Origin of the sequence: Neolewinella aurantiaca, from assembly GCF_008014675.1 — a bacterium.
GTDB classification, from domain to species: Bacteria; Bacteroidota; Bacteroidia; order Chitinophagales; family Saprospiraceae; genus Neolewinella; species Neolewinella aurantiaca.
Map to the genome: position 1 here is coordinate 1 of NZ_VOXD01000052.1, position 22629 is coordinate 22629.

General features: G+C 51.0%; 19 protein-coding genes. 8 read left to right on the forward strand and 11 right to left on the reverse strand.

From position 1 onward, the window contains the following. Window positions 1–641: 641 nt before the first annotated feature. A complete protein-coding gene (locus tag FUA23_RS21065) occupies window positions 642–2027 on the reverse strand; it encodes a NupC/NupG family nucleoside CNT transporter (RefSeq protein WP_147932758.1) in 1386 nt (461 codons plus the stop codon). Window positions 2028–2172: 145 nt separating this feature from the next. Between FUA23_RS21065 and FUA23_RS21070 the strand changes: the two genes are divergently transcribed. Next, complete coding sequence (locus FUA23_RS21070; RefSeq protein ID WP_147932759.1) at window positions 2173–2787, forward strand: uridine kinase family protein; 615 nt, start codon at window positions 2173–2175, stop codon at window positions 2785–2787. Between the two features lie 37 nt (window positions 2788–2824). Here FUA23_RS21070 and FUA23_RS21075 read toward each other — a convergent pair whose 3' ends face one another. Continuing rightward, complete coding sequence (locus FUA23_RS21075; protein ID WP_147932760.1) at window positions 2825–3628, reverse strand: carboxylesterase family protein; 804 nt, start codon at window positions 3626–3628, stop codon at window positions 2825–2827. 121 nt (window positions 3629–3749) lie between these two features. Between FUA23_RS21075 and FUA23_RS21080 the strand changes: the two genes are divergently transcribed. Then, window positions 3750–4178 (forward strand): hypothetical protein, encoded by a 429-nt coding sequence (locus FUA23_RS21080; RefSeq protein ID WP_147932761.1) that lies wholly within the window; start codon window positions 3750–3752, stop codon window positions 4176–4178. 248 nt (window positions 4179–4426) lie between these two features. Here the strand turns inward: FUA23_RS21080 and FUA23_RS21085 are convergent, their stop codons facing one another. Continuing rightward, a complete protein-coding gene (locus FUA23_RS21085; RefSeq protein WP_147932762.1) occupies window positions 4427–4912 on the reverse strand; it encodes a hypothetical protein in 486 nt (161 codons plus the stop codon). A gap of 158 nt (window positions 4913–5070) precedes the next feature. Further along, window positions 5071–6111, reverse strand: coding sequence for a selenide, water dikinase SelD (gene selD, locus FUA23_RS21090; protein WP_147932763.1), 1041 nt, complete (start codon window positions 6109–6111; stop codon window positions 5071–5073). Between the two features lie 439 nt (window positions 6112–6550). Here selD and FUA23_RS21095 point away from each other — a divergent pair, with 439 nt between their 5' ends. Next, complete coding sequence (locus tag FUA23_RS21095; RefSeq protein WP_187271172.1) at window positions 6551–7315, forward strand: DUF2520 domain-containing protein; 765 nt, start codon at window positions 6551–6553, stop codon at window positions 7313–7315. Window position 7316: 1 nt separating this feature from the next. Here FUA23_RS21095 and FUA23_RS21100 read toward each other — a convergent pair whose 3' ends face one another. Continuing rightward, window positions 7317–7688 carry a DUF1622 domain-containing protein gene (locus FUA23_RS21100; protein ID WP_147932765.1) on the reverse strand — a complete coding sequence of 124 codons (372 nt, stop codon included), beginning with the start codon at window positions 7686–7688 and terminating at the stop codon, window positions 7317–7319. Window positions 7689–7905: 217 nt separating this feature from the next. Here FUA23_RS21100 and FUA23_RS21105 point away from each other — a divergent pair, with 217 nt between their 5' ends. Together FUA23_RS21105 and FUA23_RS21110 are read left to right on the forward strand one after the other, a co-directional pair. Further along, window positions 7906–8649, forward strand: coding sequence for a DUF4197 domain-containing protein (locus tag FUA23_RS21105; RefSeq protein WP_147932766.1), 744 nt, complete (start codon window positions 7906–7908; stop codon window positions 8647–8649). A gap of 160 nt (window positions 8650–8809) precedes the next feature. Next, the gene (locus tag FUA23_RS21110) at window positions 8810–12109 is read left to right on the forward strand and encodes a TonB-dependent receptor (RefSeq protein WP_147932767.1); all 3300 of its coding nucleotides are present in this window, start codon (window positions 8810–8812) and stop codon (window positions 12107–12109) included. Window positions 12110–12630: 521 nt separating this feature from the next. On the opposite strand, the gene FUA23_RS21115 is transcribed toward FUA23_RS21110, so the two are convergent. The 6 genes from FUA23_RS21115 to FUA23_RS21140 form a co-directional block, all read right to left on the reverse strand. After that, the gene (locus FUA23_RS21115; RefSeq protein WP_147932768.1) at window positions 12631–14469 is read right to left on the reverse strand and encodes a hypothetical protein; all 1839 of its coding nucleotides are present in this window, start codon (window positions 14467–14469) and stop codon (window positions 12631–12633) included. A gap of 3 nt (window positions 14470–14472) precedes the next feature. Then, entirely contained in the window at window positions 14473–14847 is a 375-nt protein-coding gene (locus tag FUA23_RS21120) for a hypothetical protein (RefSeq protein ID WP_147932769.1), read from the reverse strand. Between the two features lie 269 nt (window positions 14848–15116). Continuing rightward, window positions 15117–15872, reverse strand: coding sequence for a PPK2 family polyphosphate kinase (locus tag FUA23_RS21125; RefSeq protein WP_147932770.1), 756 nt, complete (start codon window positions 15870–15872; stop codon window positions 15117–15119). 124 nt (window positions 15873–15996) lie between these two features. Then, on the reverse strand, window positions 15997–16290 hold the full coding sequence (locus tag FUA23_RS21130) for a TIGR03643 family protein (protein WP_147932771.1): 294 nt from the start codon (window positions 16288–16290) through the stop codon (window positions 15997–15999). 70 nt (window positions 16291–16360) lie between these two features. Next, on the reverse strand, window positions 16361–17554 hold the full coding sequence (locus tag FUA23_RS21135) for a redoxin domain-containing protein (RefSeq protein ID WP_147932772.1): 1194 nt from the start codon (window positions 17552–17554) through the stop codon (window positions 16361–16363). A gap of 199 nt (window positions 17555–17753) precedes the next feature. Further along, complete coding sequence (locus tag FUA23_RS21140; protein WP_147932773.1) at window positions 17754–19466, reverse strand: reverse transcriptase family protein; 1713 nt, start codon at window positions 19464–19466, stop codon at window positions 17754–17756. Between the two features lie 533 nt (window positions 19467–19999). Here FUA23_RS21140 and FUA23_RS21145 point away from each other — a divergent pair. Genes FUA23_RS21145 through FUA23_RS21155 form a run of 3 tightly spaced genes read left to right on the forward strand, consistent with a single transcriptional unit; the run spans window position 20000 to window position 22086 of the window. Then, window positions 20000–20818 carry a tyrosine-type recombinase/integrase gene (locus FUA23_RS21145; protein WP_262713719.1) on the forward strand — a complete coding sequence of 273 codons (819 nt, stop codon included), beginning with the start codon at window positions 20000–20002 and terminating at the stop codon, window positions 20816–20818. Then, complete coding sequence (locus tag FUA23_RS21150; protein ID WP_147932775.1) at window positions 20811–21800, forward strand: IS91 family transposase; 990 nt, start codon at window positions 20811–20813, stop codon at window positions 21798–21800. Before FUA23_RS21145 ends, FUA23_RS21150 begins: the two co-directional genes overlap by 8 nt. A gap of 4 nt (window positions 21801–21804) precedes the next feature. Continuing rightward, window positions 21805–22086, forward strand: a complete 282-nt coding sequence (locus FUA23_RS21155) for a hypothetical protein (RefSeq protein WP_147932776.1) — start codon at window positions 21805–21807, stop codon at window positions 22084–22086. Window positions 22087–22629: the final 543 nt, after the last annotated feature.

Consider the following 22629-nt stretch of genomic DNA (forward strand, 5'->3'; position numbering starts at 1 on the left):
GTTCGTTTTTTATCAAGAAAAAATGAACGCGCAAAACGGGAGGGAACGCAGCCCTCGGGCCTCGGTGGAGGAGTTCGACTCCGATTGAGCCCGCACTACATCCCGTCTAACCTTGCCTGCCGGCGGCCCTCAATGCCGAACTTCAGTTTTTCAGGAGAGTCGGACCGGATCGGGATTCTGAATATTCGCTCAGCAATCAAAGTGTAGAATGCAGAACGCAGAGTTCAGTCCCTCCTGCTTCGGCCTTGGCACCGGCAGTGGAATCCGGTTTTTGAAGCCGTTTAAAAATGGAAACTGTCTGAGCGTTCCCAAAACCCGGAAATCGGCACCAAAAACTTCGACGGACTAACAAGCCAGGAAACAACCCGACAAACGCCGACGCGAGTTTTTCCATTTTAGGCTTCAGAAATTGGATTCCACGATCAGCCGGTGGCACAGCCTTGATTTTTTGGTTCGTTTTTTATCAAGAAAAAATGAACGGGCAAAACGGGAGGGAACGCAGCCCTCGGGCCTCGGTGGAGGAGTTTCACTCCGATCAAACCTCTACGCGCCAAGAACGCAACCAAAGCCCCCCCCTCCCAAACTATTCACCAGAGATAAAAGCGACCTATCCAAAACCATCATTGTACCTGCGGCCGCGCCTAGCCATGAAACAAGCCAGCAATACACCCCGTCATCAGACAGGCAACGGTACCGCCTATCAGGGCGATCATGCCCAAATCTGTGAGGTTTTTGCGTTGTTTGGGCGCGATTGCGCTGATACCGCCAACCTGTATGCCAATGCTGGCAAAATTGGCGAAGCCACACAATGCGTATGCGGCGATGAGGGTAGCCTTAGAGCTCAGCTCGGCTCCTCCGGCCTGAACCACCCGGAAGGTATCGTAGGCCACAAATTCATTGATAACGGTCTTGAGACCGAGCAGCTGCCCCACTACCGTGATGTCATCCCACGGTACGCCTATTATCCATGCAACCGGCGCAAAGCACAGCGCTAGTAGATAGGTAAAGCTGAAGCCTTCGAAACGCCCGTTTGTAGACGCTTTGATGGCATCGTTCCAGTTGCCGATGTCGGGATTGAAATAAGCGAACAGGTCATTTACCAGGTTGGTGCCACCCAGGAAAATTTCGTTGAGCATGAAGATCAAAGCGGTGAATACCAGCAGCATTGCGCCTACATTGACGGCGAGCTTTAATCCGTCGGTCGTGCCCCGGCTAATGGCGTCGAGGAGATTGTTGCTGTCGTCGGCTGCCATTTCCAGGCGGCTGTCTTTCTTCGGCGTGATGCCGGCCGAAGTGCCGTCTTCGTTGGTTACTGCGGCCAGTTCTTCCGGAGTTTCGGGTACCAGCATCTTTGCACAAACAATGGCCGCCGGAGCCGAAATCATACTGGCGGTGAGGAGGTGCTTGGCGAAGAATTGCTGCATTTCCGGATCAGAGCCTCCCAGAAAACCAACGTAGGCTACGAATACACTACCCGCAATGGTGGCCATGCCTCCTACCATAACACAGAGCAACTCTGAGGGAGTCATTTTGTCGAGATAAGGCTTCACGACCAGCGGGGCTTCAGTTTGACCAATAAAGACGTTAGCCGCAGCGGCCAGGCTCTCCGGCCCGCTCAGTCCCATCGCCTTGCTCAGCAGCCAGGCTAACCCGTAAACCACCTTCTGAAGAATACCGAGGTAGTACAGAATAGCCGATAAAGCTGAAAAGAAAACCACCGTAGGCAGCACCTGAAAGGCGAAAATGTAGCCGAAACTATCCATGTCGTTCACGATGCTCCCGAACAAAAATTCCGAGCCTGCTGCGGTAAACTCCAGGGTTTTCCGAAATCCGGTTGCAATGTAATCGAAGATTATTGACACTCCGGGAACTTTGAGGATCAGTATGGCCAATACAAACTGCATTGCGACACCAATACCTACAAGCTTCCAGTCAATCGCTTTCCGGTTACGGCTAAAAAAGTAACATACAGCAAGCATGACGGACATACCGAGCATACAGCGAAAGAGGTCGTTGGCAAAAGTCATGGCGCGAAGGTAGAAACTAGAAATTAGAATACAGCAGACTGATTTACTGGCAGAAGCGCTTCGTTTGCCGCTTAAGCTTCATTTCTCTTCCTTTCCGGACCCCCGATTTGTTATTTTTATTGCACTTAGTTTCTACCTTCGCGCCATGAAGCATCCCTTCCTGATCGGTATAACCGGTGGCTCCGGTTCTGGCAAAACTACTTTCATCCGTCAATTACGGGAAGGCCTGGACCAATCCCAGGTCTGTTACCTGAGTATGGACGATTACTACCTCCCCCGCGAACAACAAAAAGTGGACGACCAGGGCATCGTTAATTTTGATCGTCCTAAATCCATCTACCGGGATGAATTTATCCGCGACCTCAAAATTCTCTGCTCCGGTAAACCTGTAACCCGCCAGGAATACGTCTTCAATAATGAGCTGGTCGAACCAAAGCTGCTCACCTTCCAGCCTGCTCCGGTTATCATCGTCGAAGGGCTCTTTGTCTTCCACTATAAAGAGTTGCGCAAAATGCTCGACTTACGCATCTTCCTGCACGCCAAAGACAACCTGAAGGTGATCCGGAGGATAAAACGCGACCAGATCGAACGCAATTACCCGCTCGACGACGTTCTGTACCGCTACGAACACCACGTTTTACCTTCTTACGAGAAATACGTAGAGCCTTACATCGGCAAAGCCGATATCATCGTCAACAACAATACCGATTTCAATATGGGGCTACAGGTTGTCCGAGCTTTTGTAGAGACGAAAATCTAGCAGACGCAAACCCGAATCCATTAGCTGCAGCGCCGGCCTAATTCTTCGTTTCGGATTCCTGAGATCTTACCTGCTCAAGCAACCATTTATACAGCTCCGGGTCGGCGTAAGCCGGGTCCCAGGCGTTATGCCCTATTCCTTCGTAGATCGTGAGTTTAGGTTTCATTCCTTTGGCCCGCAGGTTTTCCGCCATCCGGATGGACTCAGAGGGATGGATCAGGACGTCTTCGGCACCGTGATGAATCCAGACAGGCAAATCCTCCGGTATCCAGATGTCGTAGCTTGCCGGCACAGCACCGCAAACAGGGACCAGAGCCGCAAACCGTCCGGGGTTTTGCATCGCAAGCATCCACGCACCGAGCCCGCCCCGGCTTAGCCCGGTTAGGTAAATCCGGTCTTCGTCGATCCGGTGCTTCGCCACAAAATCATCGAGCAGGTGACCAAGTGCAGCAATATCCCAAAACCCACGAACGTATTTGTTCTGAGGAGCAAGCGTTACGAACGGAAATTGTTTGCCCGCCGCAATGTGTTTGGTCGGGCCGTGTACTTTCACTTTCTCCAGATCATTCCCTGACTCTCCCCCACCGTGCAGGAACAACACCAGGGGCCAGTCTTTCTTTCCTTCTTCGTAACCCTCAGGGTAATTTACCAGAAAGTGGATGCTATCACGACCAAGGTCAAGAAAGTTGGCCGAAAACTGACCGGATAATAAATTGGGGAAACTGAGGATGAGTAAAAAAACAAATGGCTTCATGATCTTCTTTTGGCGCTCGCGCAGGTGCAATGATGGTTGGACGTCCTCTTTTCCACCTCCGATATTCGGATGGTGGCTGAGGCTCATGACTTTAATTCGCGTAAATTACTGCGACCGGGTGCTTGCAACAAACCCATCAGCCTGAATTTACACTTTCCGCTCTCCCGGATGCTTCCAGGAGCATTATCTTGCCCGCAAAACCCTGCATATGACCCGCCTGCCCTGTCTGCTTCTGCTCATCTCGCTCTTCTGCTCGTGCGGAGGCCGCAACTTCGATGAATCAAAGATTCCTGCAGACCAGCGGAATACCGAACTCGCCTTCAAGCGGATGGCCCAACACGGAGGCCTCGAACCCGTGCTCGAAGAAAACCAAAACTTTGCAAACTGGCAGTTCCACGTCTCCTCTGTAAGCGAGACTTCCGTCCTGGGCAGCGATCCGGTAAAGAATCTTCACCTCAATGACCGTTCCGGAATTGAGTACATCGTTTCCTCCGCATCAACGCCTGAAGCTGTCCTCGACGGCATCGACTTTGGCTACGGCTTTGCCAGTGGCAAAGTCATAAGCGTGGAACGTGACTTAGCCGCCGGAGAAATCATAGCAGAAATAAGCCTCCTCTCCTGGAAAAACCGGGACTGAGATCAGCTGGATGAGACGCTTATCCACTTTTAGAATATAGACAGTAGAATGTAGTGGATAGTGCCCGCTTCTAGAACGTAGCAGGTAGTGGGTAGTGCCCGGCACGCATGCGCCACTGAATTAGGAATAGAACTGCTCATACCTGATACAAGGCACTACCGACTACATTCTACCAACTCCCTCATTTGCGTTCCAAACGCCTGATACACAGTACTATCAACTACGTTTTACCAACTACATTCTACACTCTACCCCAGAGAAAGTGACTGCATCGCTTCCTGAAGTTGGTCTACATCGCTACAGCCGATGAAGTATTTACGACCGTCTTTTGTGGTCAACGATAATCCGTTCCTACCCACCAGGCTGAAACGGGACTCTGCGCCGTAGCATAAGTTAGCTCCGTGCCATTGGGCAACTTTCGGGGTCTTAACGATGGCGCATTCTTCGACCTCTTTCCACTTGATCTTCCTGCTGGAAGTATGCAAAGGAGCCATCTGATACTTGATGCTTTTATCGCTGATTTTCACTTCCAGCCGGAGCTGAACCAGGTAGTAAAGCCAGCCGCTTACGGCCAATGCTGACAGCAGAAACATTCCGGCCTTTAAAGGCTCAGAGGGCTCAACAATAAGGCTGTAAGCCGTTCCGTAAAGTAGCGCGAGGATGGCTACACCGAGCAACGCGATAACTACTTTATCGTTGAAGCGCTGCTTTTCTTTGTGCAATTTAGTTGCCATAAAGCAAGGAATTTTATGGGGCTATTGTAGATACCACGGCCCGTTTCAAATGTAAATATAATAAATTTACACTGAGTTAACATTTAATTTACCGTGGATTAACGTTTTGTGTGCCTTTTAAGTTGCACTTACCCTAATTCCCTGCGCACACCGAAACTTTATAATACCTGCACCAGCTTGTCTGTTTGTGCCGGGCCCATGGTTCCAAAAGCTTCGATGCTTATTTCATGAAGCATGCATATTTCCCGGAAAGTATCCGCTTGTTCGGGTGCGACGGAACACAGCAGGCCCCCACTTGTCTGCGGGTCTGCAAGCAGCCATTTCTGCCGGTCTGTCGAAAGCGTTACGTGGTGTCCGTAACTGGCCCAGTTCCGTTTCGTCCCTCCGGGGATGCAGCCTTCAGCGAGGTAGTGGTCAAGGATAGCTTCGTCGATCAGCGGAACATCAGCAAGGCGTACAGTAGCGGTTGTCTCGCTGGCTCTACACATTTCGGTTAGATGCCCCAGCACGCCAAAGCCGGTCACATCGGTCATTGCGTGTACGTAGTCGAGGGTACCGAGGACGACTCCGATCTTGTTCAGGCGGACCATTTGTTCTGCTGCCAGGTGAGCGTGTTCTGGTTTCAGTTTCTTCTTTTTCTGGGCGGTACTGAGAATGCCTACTCCGATAGGCTTAGTGAGAAACAGTTCATCTCCCGGTTTTGCGCCTCCGTTCTTTTTCAGATTTTTGATGTCTACCCTGCCGTTTACGGCAAGACCAAAGATTGGTTCAGGACTGTCGATGCTGTGCCCTCCGGCCAGGGGGATTCCTGCATCGGCGCAAGCCTGCCGTCCTCCTTCCACCACCAGACCTGCCACCTCCGGTGGCAGCTTATCGATGGGCCAGCCAAGGATGGCGATGGCCATCATGGGCGTTCCTCCCATTGCGTAAACATCGGAAATTGCGTTCGTGGCCGCAATGCGGCCAAAGGTGAGCGGGTCGTCGACGATGGGCATAAAGAAGTCGGTCGTGCTGATTACTGCGGTGCCGTCGCCCAGGTCAAATACTGCGGCGTCATCACGTTCATGATTCCCGACTAAAAGGTTGGGGAAGTCGGGGCCTTTTTGAGTTTGCCCCAGAATGGTGTCCAGTACGGCGGGAGCGATTTTACAGCCGCAGCCTGCTCCATGGGAGTATTCTGTTAATTTGATGTCAGTCATATTGGATTTTTTCATCGGTACACAGTTGACCTGATCCTCGTTTAATCTAATGCGGGGAAAACCAGTAAAATTCAGGTATGTACTCTTTAGCGTAAAGCTAAGCACATACCATTACATTGAGGAGGTGGAAGTCGTGAGACGGGAAACGGGCGGGAGTCGACGGGCGAGATGGGGAACAAGCGGGAGTTGACAGGGCGAGACGGGAAACAGACGGGAAGTCGACGGGCGAGATGGGGAACAGGCGGGAAGTCAACGGGCGAGATGAGGAAAGGGCGGGAGTCGACAGGCGGGACGGGAAACAGGCGGGAGTCGACAGGCCAACTTTCATCCGGCTTCGCCAGGCTAAAAGAATTGGACTGGCGACCCGCCGGCAAGTAAGCTAAACAGTTCCCGGTGAAATCCGGGGTCGCCAAAGTAGTACATGCATTACCTTGCAGCCATGCAAGAGATACTAGTAATTGGAGCGGGCAACCTGTCGTGGCATTTGGTCCAGGTGCTCCAACAGGCGGAATACGACGTGACTTTGGTTACCCGCAACCCCGATCGGGTAGCCGACTGGCCCGTACGTATTCAGCCGCTGTCCGAAATATCCTTTGTTCCGGATTTGGTGGTCCTCGCTGTGCCCGACGACGCTATTCATCAGGCATCAACGGAACTGGCCAATTATTTTTCGCCGGAGGTGCCGGTAATCCATACGAGCGGCGCCACCCCAACGGCGATGATCAACAGCCACTTTGCGCATCGGGGTGCCTTGTGGCCCATCCGCAGTCTCAGGGCCGGAGAGCCGGTAACCGACTGGAAAGAGCTTCCGCTGGTCTACCACGCCACTGATCCGGCGCTGACGCAGGTGCTGGCTGAGTTAACAGCAAAGCTCTCCGACGAAACACATCTGCTCGACGACGCCCAACGGGCAAAACTTCACCTTGCTGCGGTCTTTAGCAACAACTTTGTTACCTGGCTCTACGAGATCAGTCACCAGCTCTGTACTGAAAGTGACATCCCCTTTAGTGTGCTCCTCCCAATTATCAGAAATACCGCCCTCAAACAAGACGGAGTTGCTCCCCGTCTCAGCCAGACCGGCGCTGCTGCCCGCGGAGACCAGGCCACTATGAACCGTCATTTGCACCTGCTGGCGAGCCACCCTGAATACCAACAGCTCTACCAGGAGTTCAGCCGGATGATCTCGGCTGGCATTGATCGGTAAATCAGTCTACTACCGGCTTCGCTTCTTCGTCGGGCGCGGGCACGTCTTCCGAATCGCTTACGCTTATTTCCTGTTCGAGGAAATAGTTGAGCACCGTTCGGATGGCAGCAATGGCAGCCAGTTGCCCGATTTCTTCCCAGTCCGGCGCAATGGCCGTACTCAGAATATCTGCTGCGAGTTGAAATTCCAACGCAACGATCAGGTAGCGCGCCAGGCTGCGGCGCAACGGCAGGTAATTCACGTCGGAGCTCCCAAAGAGGTGACGGCCGTACAAAAACAAAGAGGAAAGCACCCCATACGCTACGATCAGGATGCCTACGGCTTCCACGACAAGCTTGATCCACATTGCTGCCTGATGTAATAGTTCTTCCATTGGTGGGGTTTGCTTTATCCATTGAACAGCAGTGCCGTCGGAAGATGTTCGCCGCAGCTTTATGCACCGGCCGGAGCCTGGCAGCCCCATCCCGATTGTTGTTCCCGAAACCGCAGAGGCCAGACGTTTTCGCGATTTTAGTCAAATCTTAACATACCCCATACATCCTTATATATAAGGTTGGCGTTCCTTAGGCCATAACAAACAGAATAATCCTATGCGTACTGTCTACTCGTTCCTTCTTTTGGCGGCTCTTCTTTTCACCGCGGCCCCTGCCCAGGCTCAATTCGGCAAATTGCTAAAGCAAGCCTCCGACAAAGCCGATGCGGTGCTGAGTGGCAACAACCCTCTCTCCGAAGACGAAATCGGTAAAGGCCTTAAGGAGGCCCTCAACCAGGGTGTTGAGAAAGCAGTAACCTCTCTTTCCGCTGTCGATGGCTACTACGCAAGTCCTTATAAAATTCTCCTTCCGGAAGAGGCCCAGACTGTGATAGAAAAGCTCGCTATGGTTCCTGGTTTCGGCAATCTGGAGCAGGATCTTACCGAGCGTGTCAATAAAGCAGCTGAGCTGGCAGCCGCCAAAGCGGGTCCGATTTTTGTCGACGCCATCACCGGTCTCACCATCACGGACGCCATGAATCTGCTCCTCGGCGAGCAGGATGCTGCTACCCGTTACCTCGAAAGCAGTACTTCTGCTCCCCTCGCAAATGAGTTTCAGCCCATCATTCGCAACAGTTTGGACGAGGTAAACGCCAATGAACTCTGGAATAAGGCGGTTACAGCGTACAATAAATTACCTTTCGTTAAGAAGACAAACCCAGAACTTGATGCTTACGTAACAGAGCGCGCATTAGATGGATTATTTGGTCTCGTCGAGGTAAAAGAAACGGAATTGCGCGAGAACCCCGCCTTACGGAATACCGATCTGCTGAAACGTGTATTCGCACGCCAGGATGACTAATTATTCCGGGTAAGACCGATTGTTTTTGTGGAAGCGCCTGCTTAAGACTTAACATTCACTTAACGTAGGCTATTGGATAGAGTTGGACCTTTGCGGCATGAAATGAGGTGTATGTTTGTATGCACCACGGTTTAATCAACTTAATCCAAATTTTTTCCGCATGAGGATCTTAACTCAATTTTTAACGGTAGCGCTCTTGCTGGCTGCGTCTCTGACGATGTCTGCCCAGGGTGTTACAACAGCTTCCATGTTCGGTAAGCTGACCGACAGTAATTCCGGTGAAGCCCTTATTGGCGCTACGGTCCAGGCTGTTCACACTCCATCTGGTACCACGTACGGTAACGTTACTGATCTCGACGGATTTTTCCGTCTGCCAGGTATGCGCGTTGGTGGTCCTTACATCGTTACCGCTACTTACGTTGGCTACGAGCCAATCGTACAGGACGGCATCTACCTTCAGCTTGGCCAGGCGTTCCAGTTCAGCCAGGAGATGGGTACCGATGCTGTAGAGCTTACAGGTATTGAGGTTGTAGCTAATCGCTCTGACATCTTCAACGGTAAGCGCACCGGCCAGGAGACAACAATCAGCGAAGAGCAGATCAACTCCATGCCAACACTGAACAGAAGCATTGCTGACTTTGCCCGCCTCAACCCACTTGCTAAGGTTGATCCTGACGGAGGAAGTGTTTCTATCGCTGGCCAAAACAACCGTTTCAACTCTATCTACATCGATGGTGCTGTAAACAACGATGCATTCGGTCTTTCGGCTCAGGGTACTAACGGTGGCCAGACTGGTGTATCCGCTATCTCTGTTGACGCTGTTGAACAGTTTGTTGTTTCTACTGCTCCTTTCGACATTCGCCAAAGTGGTTTTGCTGGTGGTGCCATCAGTGCAGTAACGCGTTCCGGTACCAACAACCTCGAAGGTTCTGCTTACTACCTCTTCCGCAACGAAGGCCTTACCCGCGACAACGGTTTCACAACCGAAGACGGAAAGTACACCTTCCCTTCTCTTGCACCTTTCAGTGCTAAAACTTACGGTGCCCGCCTTGGTGGTGCAATCGTTAAGGACAAAGTACACTTCTTCATCAACGCTGAAATCCAGCGCGATGAAACGCCTCAGACATTCGACTTCGACAACTACCGTGGTGACTCTGATGCCGAAGGCATTCAGGAGCTGGTTGATTTCGTAAGCGACACTTACGGTTACAACGTGGGTAGCTTCGACAACAACTCTTCTACCCTTAACAGCGAAAAGATCATTGGTAAGCTTGACTTCAACCTCAGCCAGACCCACAAACTCTCTGTTCGTCACTCTTACGTAAGTGCTGAAAACCTGAGCGCTCGTACCTCTGGTTCCGGATTCATCGGTTTCCTCAATGGTTCACAGTTCTTCAAGTCTACCACTAACAGTTCTGCACTCGAACTGAACAGTGTATTCTCCAACATGGCGAATAACCTTACCGTTGGTGCAACCTTCGTTCGTGACGACCGTGACCCACTGGGCGATCCTTTCCCTGTGGTTAACATCCGTGACGGTAACAACGGTAGCATTCAGTTCGGTGGCGAGCCGTTCTCTACTGCTAACCTTCTCAACCAGGACGTAATCACGGTTCGTAATGACCTTAGCATTTACAAAGGTCGTCACAACATCCTGATCGGCGCCAACGCGGAATTCTTCCAGGCTGGTAACCTCTTCATCCGTCAGAACTACGGTGACTACGACTTCAACGGTACCGACGAACTTTCTGGTCTTGAGCAGTTCTACCAAGGACTTCCTTCCAGCCGTTTTGAGCGTAGCTACAGCCAGGTAGACAACATCTCCGGCGACGAAAGCGGAGCTATTGCCAACCTCAACCAGACGCTCATCGGTTTTTACGTTCAGGACGAGTACGTTGTAAACGAAAAGCTGCGCGTAACCGGTGGTCTTCGTCTCGACGTGCCGATCTGGCCATCTGACCTGCCGCTCAACGCTGACTTCAACAACACCGTTATCCCGCAACTGGAAGCTGCTGGTTACGACCTGGAAGGTGCTAAAACCGGCCAGTTCATCAAGACCCAGCTGGCCTTCAGCCCGCGTATCGCATTCAATTACGACATCTTCGGTGATCAGAGCCTCCAGCTCCGTGGTGGTGTAGGTATCTTCACCAGCCGCATTCCTCTGGTATGGCCTGGTGGCGCTTACAACAACTTCGGTTTCAACGTAGGTGGTACTCGCTTGGATAACAGTGAAGTTTTTAATCCTGATGTTAATACTCAGGCCCCCGGTGAAATTGATGTTAACGACCCTTCTCCCTCCGGTCAGATTGATCTTTTCGCTGAAAACTTCAAACTGCCACAGACGACCAAATTTAACCTTGCGCTTGACTACAAACTGCCCCTCGGCCTCGTGCTGAGCGTAGACGCCCTCTACACGAAGTCTAACAACTTCGTTCGTTACCAGCGTATTGACCTCAACCCCGCTGCCATCAACCGTCTCACAGGTACGCCTGACAATCGCATTTACTACCAGAACATTGATAACGACAACGATCCCGATACGCCTCCATCTCAATTTCTTGACACCGACTACACCGGCATCTACCTCGGCACCAACACCGACAAAGGTTACACTTACAACGGTAGCGTTGTAATCAGTAAGCCTTACACCAACGGTTTCCTCGGTACACTTGGTTACTCTTACGGTGACTCTTACTCCCTGTTCGACGGTACTTCCAGCCAGAACAGCTCACAGTGGCGTGGCTACTACGATGCTGAAGGTCGTAACAACGAAGGTCCTGTTCAGCGTTCTACCTTCGCTAACGGTGGCCGTATCTTCGGTAACGTTGCTTACACCCTTGAGGGTAAGAACAGCAGTCAGACTTTCTCCCTGTTCATGAACGGTCAGAACGGTGGATTTTACACCTACGTAGTTGGTGGTGATGTCGAAGAGCTAGTCAATGACGGAGGTTTTGATTTTAACGATGCTGCTTACATTCCTAACAACGCCAGCGAGATCAACCTCATAACTGATTTCAATGGCAACACTCCTGCTGAGCAGTACGCTGCTCTCGACGCATTCATCAACGCTGATGATCACCTGAGCGACGAGCGTGGCAGCTACGCTAAGCGTAACGGTGCTGCACTGCCCTTCAAAACTGTCTTCGATGCCCGCTTCCTGCAGCGCTTCAAGGTTCAGTCTGGTTCTAAGTCCAACATCCTCGAGTTCTCTATCGACGTATTCAACCTCAACAACCTCCTGAACAAGGAGTGGGGTCGGATCAACAACCGTGGTTTTGGTACGTATACGCTTGTTAATATTGAGGATGTTAGCGATGCTGGTGTACCAACCTACACCGTCAACCGTGAAATTCTTGACGGCATCAGCCCCGACGAAGTATTTGACGACAGCCTCGATGACTCTGGTCTTCGTAGCAGCCGCTGGTCTATGCAGCTTGGTGTTCGTTACACCTTCAAGTAAGTTGTAGTCGCTCCGGCGCTACCTTATAACAGGAGCCCCCGTTCACTTTGGTGAGCGGGGGCTTTTTTATGGCGCTAACGCAGGATGCCAGGTAAGTTAAACGGCCGTGCAGTAGCTCCGGCTTTAGCCGGTAGCTCAAGAAATAAACTTCCAAGCCACCGGCTAAAGCCGGGGCTACCCTAAACAAAACACAATAGGTAGAACAGCAAGGCAAACGGCCGTGCAGTAGCCCCGGCTTTAGCCGGTAGCTCAAGAAATAAACTTCCAAGCCACCGGCTAAAGCCGGGCCTACCCTAAACAAAACATAATAGGTAGAACAGCAAGGCAAACGGCCGTGCAGTAGCTCCGGCTTTAGCCGGTAGCTCAACAAATAAACTTCCAAGCCACCGGCTAAAGCCGGGGCTACCCTAAACAAAACATAATAGGTAGAACAGCAAGGCAAACGGCCGTGCAGTAGCTCCGGCTTTAGCCGGCAGCTCAACAAATAAACTTCCAAGCCACCGGCTAAAGCCGGGGCTACCCTATGCCAGCATGCGCTCTCCACGTAAAACCCTGCGCACCTCACGTGCGATGAGGACGCCCAGCCTGATCCACCCCATCGGGGTGGTGAGGCTACCGATCAGGTTAAAGATTTTGCCTACGGTTTCGAGGAAGAAATCAAGCCCTTCGCGAAGGCGGCGAAGGGTGTTCCGGTGATTGGTAATGTCTTCATCCGTCACGCCGGAGGAGACGAAGTTGGTGGTGTCAAAATCGAGGACGAGGCGAGTGGCCATGATGGTTGCCGTACCGTCTTCCCGCTCGGGACCGGTGGTGATGAATGGCTTGCCCAGCAGGTAATGGGTGAAGTAGCGGAAGCCCTCGAAAAAGAGCCCGATCCCTTCCTGAATCCGTTTTACCGTTGCTTTCAAAAAACTGAATATTGCACCTGCGACCGCGCCCACGCGATCGATGACCCATTTCAATATCTTGCCGATAGCCCTGAAGGCGCTGCGCAACAGCCCCCGAAGGCCGTAATAAATGCGGCGCAGGGGATTTACCCGCTGGTCGGGGTATAATTGCGCTACGGCGTCCCGTCGTTTCAGTATTTCCTCCTCCCAGTCCGGATCTACCGCTTTGGTATTTATCGATTCCCACACCGCGTTCTCTTCCCAATCTGCTTCGGCTCCTGATGCGGGAGCGTAGGCTTCCAGGATATTACCGACGGCTCGCAGGTCAGCAACCCACACCCTGCCTTCGTTTTCATCGCCCGACTGCAGCGCGAGCCCCAGCTGGCGTTGGCTGACCACAGGTCGGTCTGCATCCCACTCCTGGGCCAGAAGGTCGCGCAGGGCGGCATGGCTAACTGGCCCGAAGGCCCCATCGATAGCTCCAACGTAAAAACCCGCCCGCCACAAACCAAGTTGCAGCAACCTCAATCCCAGCTGGTTGCCGCCGGTCTCCTGGTGCAGGCGCGCGTTGCGCAATCGTTTTTCCAGTTTCCGCTGCAGCCGGTCGCGTCGTCTTTCTTCCTGGCGCGACAACTCGACCGCTGCTCCCCCAACCTGCTCTTCGATATCGTAGACCAGAATATAGGGCATCCTATTGCCGGCATCGTTGGCAACGAAGCGATTCTGTTTCCTGAAAGCAGCAAACAATTGATCCCAACTCAACAGGTAGCGCCAAAGAGTAAAGGGTAGCTCCGCCGTAGCGGCCGTAGGCATAAACTCCCTCACCGGGTCGCCGAGTCCGTTGTTGAGCGCCACGAGGTAGCCGAGTAGGCTGGTATCAAAGTAAATTTTGTCCGCAAAATCCTGCTGCCCGAACGCAAAGAGCACACGTACCCGAAAAAGGAGCGAGCGACCGTAAACTGTCTGCTCCCCAACCCTGTAACCCGCCGGAGGCTCCATTTCATCGTCGAAAGAGGTGAACTGCGAAAGGCGGAAGACAAGAATTGAAAGATGCTTTTCCACCCATTCGGTTCGTTCAGTAAATGTCGTGTCCGGAAACGGCGCCAGTTCGGAATAGAGCGGATAATCTTCTTCCGCGAGGTAAACTCTGATGCCCGCATAAATGTGGGCCAACTGCGGCGGCAGCGGTGCTTTATCCGCCGCTCTTCTTTCGTGCCAGGCGACGAAGTAAGCCTCGGTGATGTAGCGCAAGTCGTGGAGGTGCTGTACGAGTTCGTGCCACTGTCCTCTGCGGTTTCTGGCTGGCGCCGGACCGCTGCGCGCAAAGGTTTCCCCGAGGGTGGCACGGTAAGGCATTTCGTAGCTGGGGGGCATAACTTCGGTTACCGCAACGTCGAGCACGACAGCGTTGCCAGCCGAAAGATCGAGGTCTTTCAGGCGTTGGCAGGCAGCGATGAAGTCGGTAGAAACCAAAATTTAGCCGTTGAGGCCAGCGATGCGCATCAAAGAAGAGATCATAGCGGCGCGTGCGCTGACGGCGGTATCGACAGCCTCCAGGTGAAGGTGGAACAGGCGCTGCTCGTCTTCTGTAAGCCCTTCTTTTACAAACTGAACGGTGTCTTTGTCTAATGCGATATGGGTAGCCGCTATCGCCGTGAAGGAAGACTCGTCGCGGTCCACCTTACCCTTGATGTTTTTCATCACATCCTGAAAGTTGATGGTCCCGTTTTCTTCCGTAGTAATGTCTTTAAGGTCTACCACGAGGTCGCCGGAAAAGGTTACTACGTCGAGACTCGTAAGATCGTCTACGATTGCTTCGAGTTTAGATTTTGCTTTGGTTGATGCTGCCATGGGATAGGTTGTTGAATTGGGGTGTCGCTGAGTTGCCGCCACACGAGAGAACTTTTCAGCGCTGTTCTGAATGGCTAAGTTAATGAACAATAATGAGTTACGGGAAGGTGAATCGGGACAAGTCTGTATACCCAAATGCACAACGAAAACGTGGGGACAAGCCTCCACGCCACAAGAAACGGACCTTCGGTCCTACCTCCTACCCTCGCCGCAACTTGCCCGGAGGGTACCCGGGCCGCTCTCGCTCGGAGAGCGGCTCACCAAATCAGTTACGACCAGTCCCGTTCTGTTTCCAGCGTGGGCCACTGCATACCGAGATTCTCCAGTGCATCCACGATCACTTCCGTCATTACGTAGTCGCGGTACCAGCGCTGGTCTACCCCAACGATGTGCCAGGGGATCTCACTGCGGTCGATTACGTCTTCGTAGGCTGCGCGGTACTTGTCCCAGTGTTCGCGCTCCTCCCAGTCACCGTCGTTGTGTTTGTAGTGCTTATCGGCTTCAACCACGCGCTCCATCAACTCTTCGGCCTGTTGGTCTTTACTCAGGTGGAGGTAGAATTTGAGGATGAGGGTATTGTTATCGTAGGCCAAGAGTTTTTCGAAAGCATTGATGCTTTCTATGCGGCGATCTACGCGTTCTTCATCGATCCAACCGTGGACTCGCTGGACGAGTACATCCTCGTAATGGCTGCGGTTGAAGATCACCATTTCGCCCTTGGCGGGTACCTCTTTATGGATGCGCCAAAGGAAGTCATGAGCAAATTCCAGGTCGGTGGGTTTTTTCCAGCCCACAGCCCGCAGGCCGAAGGGGGCACATTCGCCGAATACGTTCCGCATCGCACCGTCTTTGCCGCTGGCATCCATTCCCTGCAGGACAATGAGGACGGAGTGCTTGCCCTCCGCCACGAGTTTTTGATGTAACTCGGCTATTCTTTTGGCTCGTTCCCTGGTTATTTTCCGGGCGTCATCCTTATCGAGATCATCAGGCGCAGTAGTTGGAATCTCACTTAAATTGATAGGCATAAAACGGTAATGTGGGTTTCCCTGGGGTGCGTTCATCGGCAGTGCCCCGGGCGTAAAACAATTGAATCTCCCGGACCAAAGATGCTTGCATCATTCAGCCCGGACAATATTTGGAGTGTCCAAGTTAGTATTTCTTCTTGGATATTTTATTGTAGGTGATTTGCTTCTGTGCTTTAGACTTAAAACGGCCAACCTCTTCTGTTCTTTTAGCAACATGTTTTGTCTTACGGCCCTGTACCCGGGCACGCCAGCGTTTCCAGCTGCTAAGCTTAAGCTCACGCTTCATCAGTTTGATCACGTCGGCTTCCGCGAGACCAAATTGAAACTCAATGGCGGAGAAAGGAGTACGGTCTTCCCAGGCCATGGCGATTACCCGGTCGATGTCTTCGGGCGTAAGTTGTTTTGACTTTTCGTTCATATTTGCTCTAACGGGCCAGCCTCTGTTCAGTTCAGACCAGGACATCGCCACCCGCTCCGGCAAACAAAAGTTAGAAGTAGCGCCCGATCAGGGGGTGCTCAACGATGACACGCCGTAGTTCCAGGAAGTCTACTTCGGCTTGCTGTTTGTACACCACGTCACCGCCCGGAGCAACCATGATCGTAAAGGGAATAGCACCGTTCCAGTCCGGATCGATCACCTCGATCAGTTCGTAGATATCCTCGCCGGTGAAGACATAATTGCTCAAAGCAGAATGCGACTTTTGTAAGAATTTGAGGGCGGCCGGGGCTTTGCCCGGCTTGTCGAGGCTGATGGAGACGAACTCGAAGTTGCGCCCGCTGTACATCCGTTGTAACACGACGAAGTCGGGATACTCCGCCACGCACGGCCCGCACCAGGTGGCCCAAAAGTTGATCAGGCGGAGGTTATCTGAATCGTTTTTCAGGAGGTCGGCGACGCCGGCGACGTCGATGTCTTCCATTGTTACGGGCAGGGCCTTCCACTGGGCTTCATCCTTCACTTTGTAGTCGGCTTTCCAGGCCCATTTGGTCGAGCATCCAAAGGTTTTGGTTTCGGGGGTGGAGACTTCCCGGCCGGCCAGAAGTTCATCCACAGCTAAGCGGAGGTCATCGGCGTTAAGGGTGCCGGGTTTCTCGTGTTTGTCTAACCGGCCAACGTAGCGGAGCTTTCGGTCTGCGTCGAAGACGAAGGTGTGGGGCGTCGCGGCGGGACCGTATTTCAGGCTCGCCGCCTGATTGTCTCCGTCGTAGAGATAGTCGAAGTTGAAGTCGGCGTCGCGGGCGCGGATGACCATATCTTCGTACCGGTCGTCGAGGTCGGAGTAGCCGAGTTCGTTGTACATCACGCCCAGCGGACTGTTGGGCGATATGGCCACTACCCCGACGCCTTTTTCTTTGTAGTCGGCAGTGAAATCGATCAGCCGTTGCTCGTAAGCCTGTGCGGTTGGGCAGTGATTGCAGGTGAAGACGACGACGAGCACTTCGGCGTCGGCGTAGTCGGCGAGGGTCCGGTACATTCCGTCGGTACGGACGAGTTTGAAGTCCGGCGCAGCAGCGCCGATGGCGAGGGTTGTCACTTCCTGCTCTTCGACCAAGACAGGGTTGGCCTTGAATTCTTTAGCCTCCGCAACCGTTTCTTCGGGCGCGGCCGCAGGTGCAGAGTCAGTTTTACAGGAGCAAAGGAGGAGGGACAGTAAGCAGAGTTGTATCGTAAGTCGGAGCATGGATCGATGGTTTTGGATTCGGAAGATAAGATACTAGCCGTTCTTCGTGAACTCTATTGTCGTTAGGTAACCATCCGAGCCACCCCGTCTCCTACTGCCCCGACTGCGGTGCCAAAGACAGCCGCACCCACATCTCCCCTGGGTTAGTCCAACAAAAGCGCAACGGCAGGCCCGACTGCGTCAGGGCTGCCTTTGAGCTTTAAGTGTTGTGTGCATTCTTCTTTATTCTATTTTCAATCAACTTCACTTCAAAAGCGAGTTCTTTTAAAATTTCTCTAACATCATCAAATGGACTACTTTGAAACCATAAATAAAACTGGTAATGATTTATTTTTCTAAGTTCTTCGTGACTAACGCCCGTAAAAGTCTTAGATTCTAAAGTTACTTCGCTCAAGTTTTTTGATTCAATTATAGACTTTACATCTGACTGTACTTCTTCAAAGGTTTGTTTCACGATTTTCTCCCCAGCATGAGCATGATAGTTTCTTATCTCCCTAATAAAATTGAAAAATTTGGGTAGGCTTCTATTTCTTTTTCGGTACAACTGATCCATAAACAGAGACTCAATATTAAATGTCGATATTTCTTTTAAATTCTTTATACCTGAAATTCTTTGTTTAGCTAGTTTTATTTTTTTATCTTCATCTTCGCATTCAGAAAACATTCTTTTGAATTGCTTCCTTATATTTTTTGAATTATCATACATGAACATCCCAATTTTCATAAAATCTCCATTAAACCTAAGGTAGAAGTAATATTTGTATATAATTTCCATTTGAGTGTATACTTTGAAACAATAACTAATAAACCTATATTCCTGACTTTCATACAACGAAGAATCATAAGCAATTTTTTCACTTTCATAATTTCTATTAAATAATTTATCTCGTACGCTTTTTTCAGATACAAATGAGTAATCAATACAATTTAGTAAGATCCAATACTTTAAGTTCAATTGTGCAAATACAGGATTTTTGTATTCTCCGCTTCTATTTAGGATTGAACCAATGAAGTCGATTCTACCTCTTAGTACATTCTCAAAGTGAATCCCATCACTATGCTTCCTATGCTGATTAAATTTCTCTTTGGCAATATCTATTCCGTAGTTTTCCCAGTTATAAATCATTGACTTGGTAGTAGCTACAAACTCAGATTTTATATTCACTTTATTATTGACTACTAGTCCCGTTACTATTTGCCTCTGCCAGGAATACTGAATCCGAGATTTATTCATGTTCATCTCGAATCCATGCTTGTTCAATTTTTGAGCAACTGTATTTTTGAAACTAAAAAAATCAATATCCTCATTTCCTGAAAAAGTTAAATCGTCTGCATATCTAGAATAAACTAACTTATGCTTTTTTGCAAGCATAATCATAGCGTAGTCAAAGTTTTTCAGGACAATATTTGACAAAATTGGTGAAGTGGGAGCACCTTGTGGTAAATAACGATCGTAAGTACATAAATATGAAATCAAAACATTTGGATATTGATTTCGTGGGAGGCTAATCGGTTTATATGACAAATAAGTATTTATTTTTTCCAGAGTGACTGACTTAAAAAAGTCTTTAATGTCAAAATTGATAACATGCTTTTTATTCGTATGTATGGCAGCATTGTCGTAGATGCTTCTTCCTTTTACAAATCCGTTGACACATTTAGGAGTTGAAGAGTCGTTATAAACCGATTGCAAAAGTTCTAAAATTTTCTCTTGTATTCTCTTGATTTCTCCATTAACTATTAGAATCTCTCTAAAACCTCCGTTTTTCTTTGGGATTTTTACTTTCTTATAATAGTTATGTCGATTTTGACTCAGTTTTTTAACTGTATCAAAATCATAAACCTCATTATCAGATGGACTGATGAATTTTATAAAGTTTCTACGGTTTGCAGTAATTTTTTTGAATTTCATAAAAAGAGTAGCACATTAAAAATGTTCAAAAATCAAATAAGAAAACGCGTTGACTAGAATCCGCGAATACGAGTACCGGAAGATCAACTTAACGTTCAATGTTCACACCATTAAAAATGATGCATCAGTCAACATATCAATGCACTACTCTATTTCTTACTAGATGAATATTGACAAAGTTAAAAATTTTAGTCACTTTTTTAATAGCTACTACAATTTCATTAAAAATATCAATACTAATCTATTTTCAATTGCCGCTAACGGGAGCGCCAACGCATCTCGCCGGCTCCCTGCCCTACCGAAGATAGGTAATTTCTTTAAACTTTATGCTCAATCGAAGAATTTTCCGGCGGGTTGTCGATGGCGCTGTGTTGAACTAAGCCGCTCCGCGCCAACCGCTCCGCGCCATAACCAACCGTCTCCTAAAAATACCCCTATCTTACCTATTAACCAAACCATTCCATCGTGACTAAAAAAAGTCCCGGGCTCAGATAGCCCACCACCCTGATTGTCAGCCGGATCTCGACCGGTTCGTGGCCCATTTACGGGTCGCGGGAATGACATCGAGTACCATTATTAACTACGCCCGGTCGCTGCGCGACCTGATGGAATACCACCATGCCGAAGCCGATGCCATCACCGCCCGGGACATCCTCGCCTTTCTCGCCGAGCGGGAAAAATCAATAGGAAAATCCACCCTCAACACCCTTTGCTGTGCGCTGAAATACTTCTTCGGCAAAGTCCTCGGCGACCCCGACCGCATCGTCGACATCCCTACCCCGCGCAAACCTAAACAACTTGGAGAACTGCTGACTACCAGTGAGTTAAAGCAGCTCTTCGCCGCAGCCAAAACTTCAAAGCACCGCCTGGTCCTCAGCCTTATTTACGGCCTCGGCCTGCGCGCCGGAGAGGTCGCGCGCATCCGACTACATGACTTCGACGCCCGCCACCGCACGCTCATTATCCGCAACGCAAAGGGCGGAAAACAACGTACCCTGCCCTACGATGAGGCCGTGCGCCGCGAACTCATCGCCTACTTCCGCGACGAGAAACCGGCCGACTACCTCTTCACCAGCACCACCCGCAAATCGACTACGGGCGGCATCTCCGTACGCGGCGTACAGTACATCGTGCGGGCCGTCGTGAAGCGCGCCGGGCTCACCAAAAAGGTATGTCCGCATACTTTGCGCCACTGCTTTGCTGTCCAGTACCTCAACCACGGCGGCAACCTCATCCGACTCAAACAACTGCTCGGACACGCCCACTTCAGCACTACTTTCCGCTACCTGAGCTACGCATCTCCTGAATTAAAAGATATACCCTCTCCGTTATCCTTTTTATTCGATGCGTAATCCAAAAAAGCGTCCGCTTTTCGAAGTCGCTGATATAATTAAAATATACGGCGATAAATACCGTGCAACGGGAAAGGCTCCGGCTCATCACCTCCGTACCCTGTCCGCCATCGAACGCTGCCGAACTGCCGAACTCGGAGGACACATCACCGTTTGTACCGACTGTGGAGCAAGCAAAACCAGCTACAATTCCTGCCGCAACCGCCACTGCCCAAAGTGTGGCGGCTTTGAACGGGAGCTTTGGATCGAAGACCGGAAACGGGAGCTGCTACCCGTTCGCTACCAGCATATCGTTTTTACTATCCCGCATGAGTTCAACAACTTTTGCCGCTACAACGCTAATTTTTGCTATTCCCTTTTATTCCGCTCCGCGTGGAATACTTTGGATACTTTCGCCAGGGATAACAAGTGGCTCGGCGCGCGCGCAGGTGCAAGCATGGTTTTACATACGTGGGGACAAAACCTCAGCCTTCACCCCCACGTCCACGCCATCATCCCCTCCGGAGGCCTCGACGCCGACGGCAACTGGGTCTCACCGAAAAAGGGACTGAAGAAATCAGGCTTCCTCTTCCCCGTCAAAGCCATGAGCAAGGTCTTCCGCACCATCTTCCTGCGGGCGTTCATGACCGCCTGGTTATCCGGAAAGCTCAATCCACCTCCTTGCGCCCCAAGCAAAAAGAAGGACATTGACCGCTGGCGACGCGCCCGCTATCAACAAGACTGGATCGTCTATGCCAAAGCCCCCTTCGGAGGGCCATACCAAGTCGTCGAATACCTCGGCCGCTACACCCACAAGACCGCCATCTCCAACCACCGGCTCCTCCATGTTGGCCCCGACAAAGTGAGCTTCCACTATAAGGACTACCGGGAAAAGGGCGTCCGAAAAACGATGGCTCTGGATGGGATCGAGTTCTTACGCCGCTTCTGTCTCCACATCCTTCCGCCCGGTTGGGTTCGCTTCGCGGCTGCCTTCGGCGGTTAGACGGATGCGCCACTACGGAATACTGTCCAACTACCACAAGTCCAGTGCTTTAGCCGCCGCCCGCGCCAGTCTCGGAGTGGACCTCGCCACGGTCCCCGCTAAAAAGCCACGCGCCGAACGCACCCGCGATCTTTTGGAGAATCACCTCGGTCGATCGCTCTCCGACTGTCCCGATTGCGGTGCTGTAGACAGTCTCGTCCGTATCCACATCTTCCCTTCTGGGGGCCGGGGGGCTACCAATACCCGCGCTCCACCGGCCGACTTTGTTTATGTGGCCGTCAAATAGTTCGCTGCCTTGCTGCGGCCCGGAATACTTAGAGCTTGTTCGGGTTTTGCCTTCTGGCTGATTGCTGACAAATTTGATGCTGAACGATGAGCGAGAAACTTGCATAGCCATAGCTATGGAAGTTTTGAGCGAAGAAGTGCAGCATTAAATTTGGCGCAAGTAAGCCGAAGTGTTAAACCTGAACAAGCTCTTGAGCCCATCAACCGCATTTTAGCTAAAATCAACGGATTCTAGCTTGGATTTTTGACTTGCCGGCCTCCTGTTCTTTCCTGGGAACCATGGTTCTGCGCCTCCTTTCCCACGATCCAAACGGGCGGCTTTGGTTCAATGCCCATAGGGCCGGATCGTGGGATGGCGGGTTAGTCCAACAAAAGCGCAACGGCAGGCCCGACTGCGTCAGGGCTGCCTTTGAGCTTTAAGTGTTGCATGAACATTTGCGGCTAGGGGCATAAATGCTCGTTTCGTAAAGTTGGGCTGGCGCCCATATCTTTGGTTTACCACAACTAAAGCACAAGCAAGCCAGCCCATGTCAAAGATAAAGAA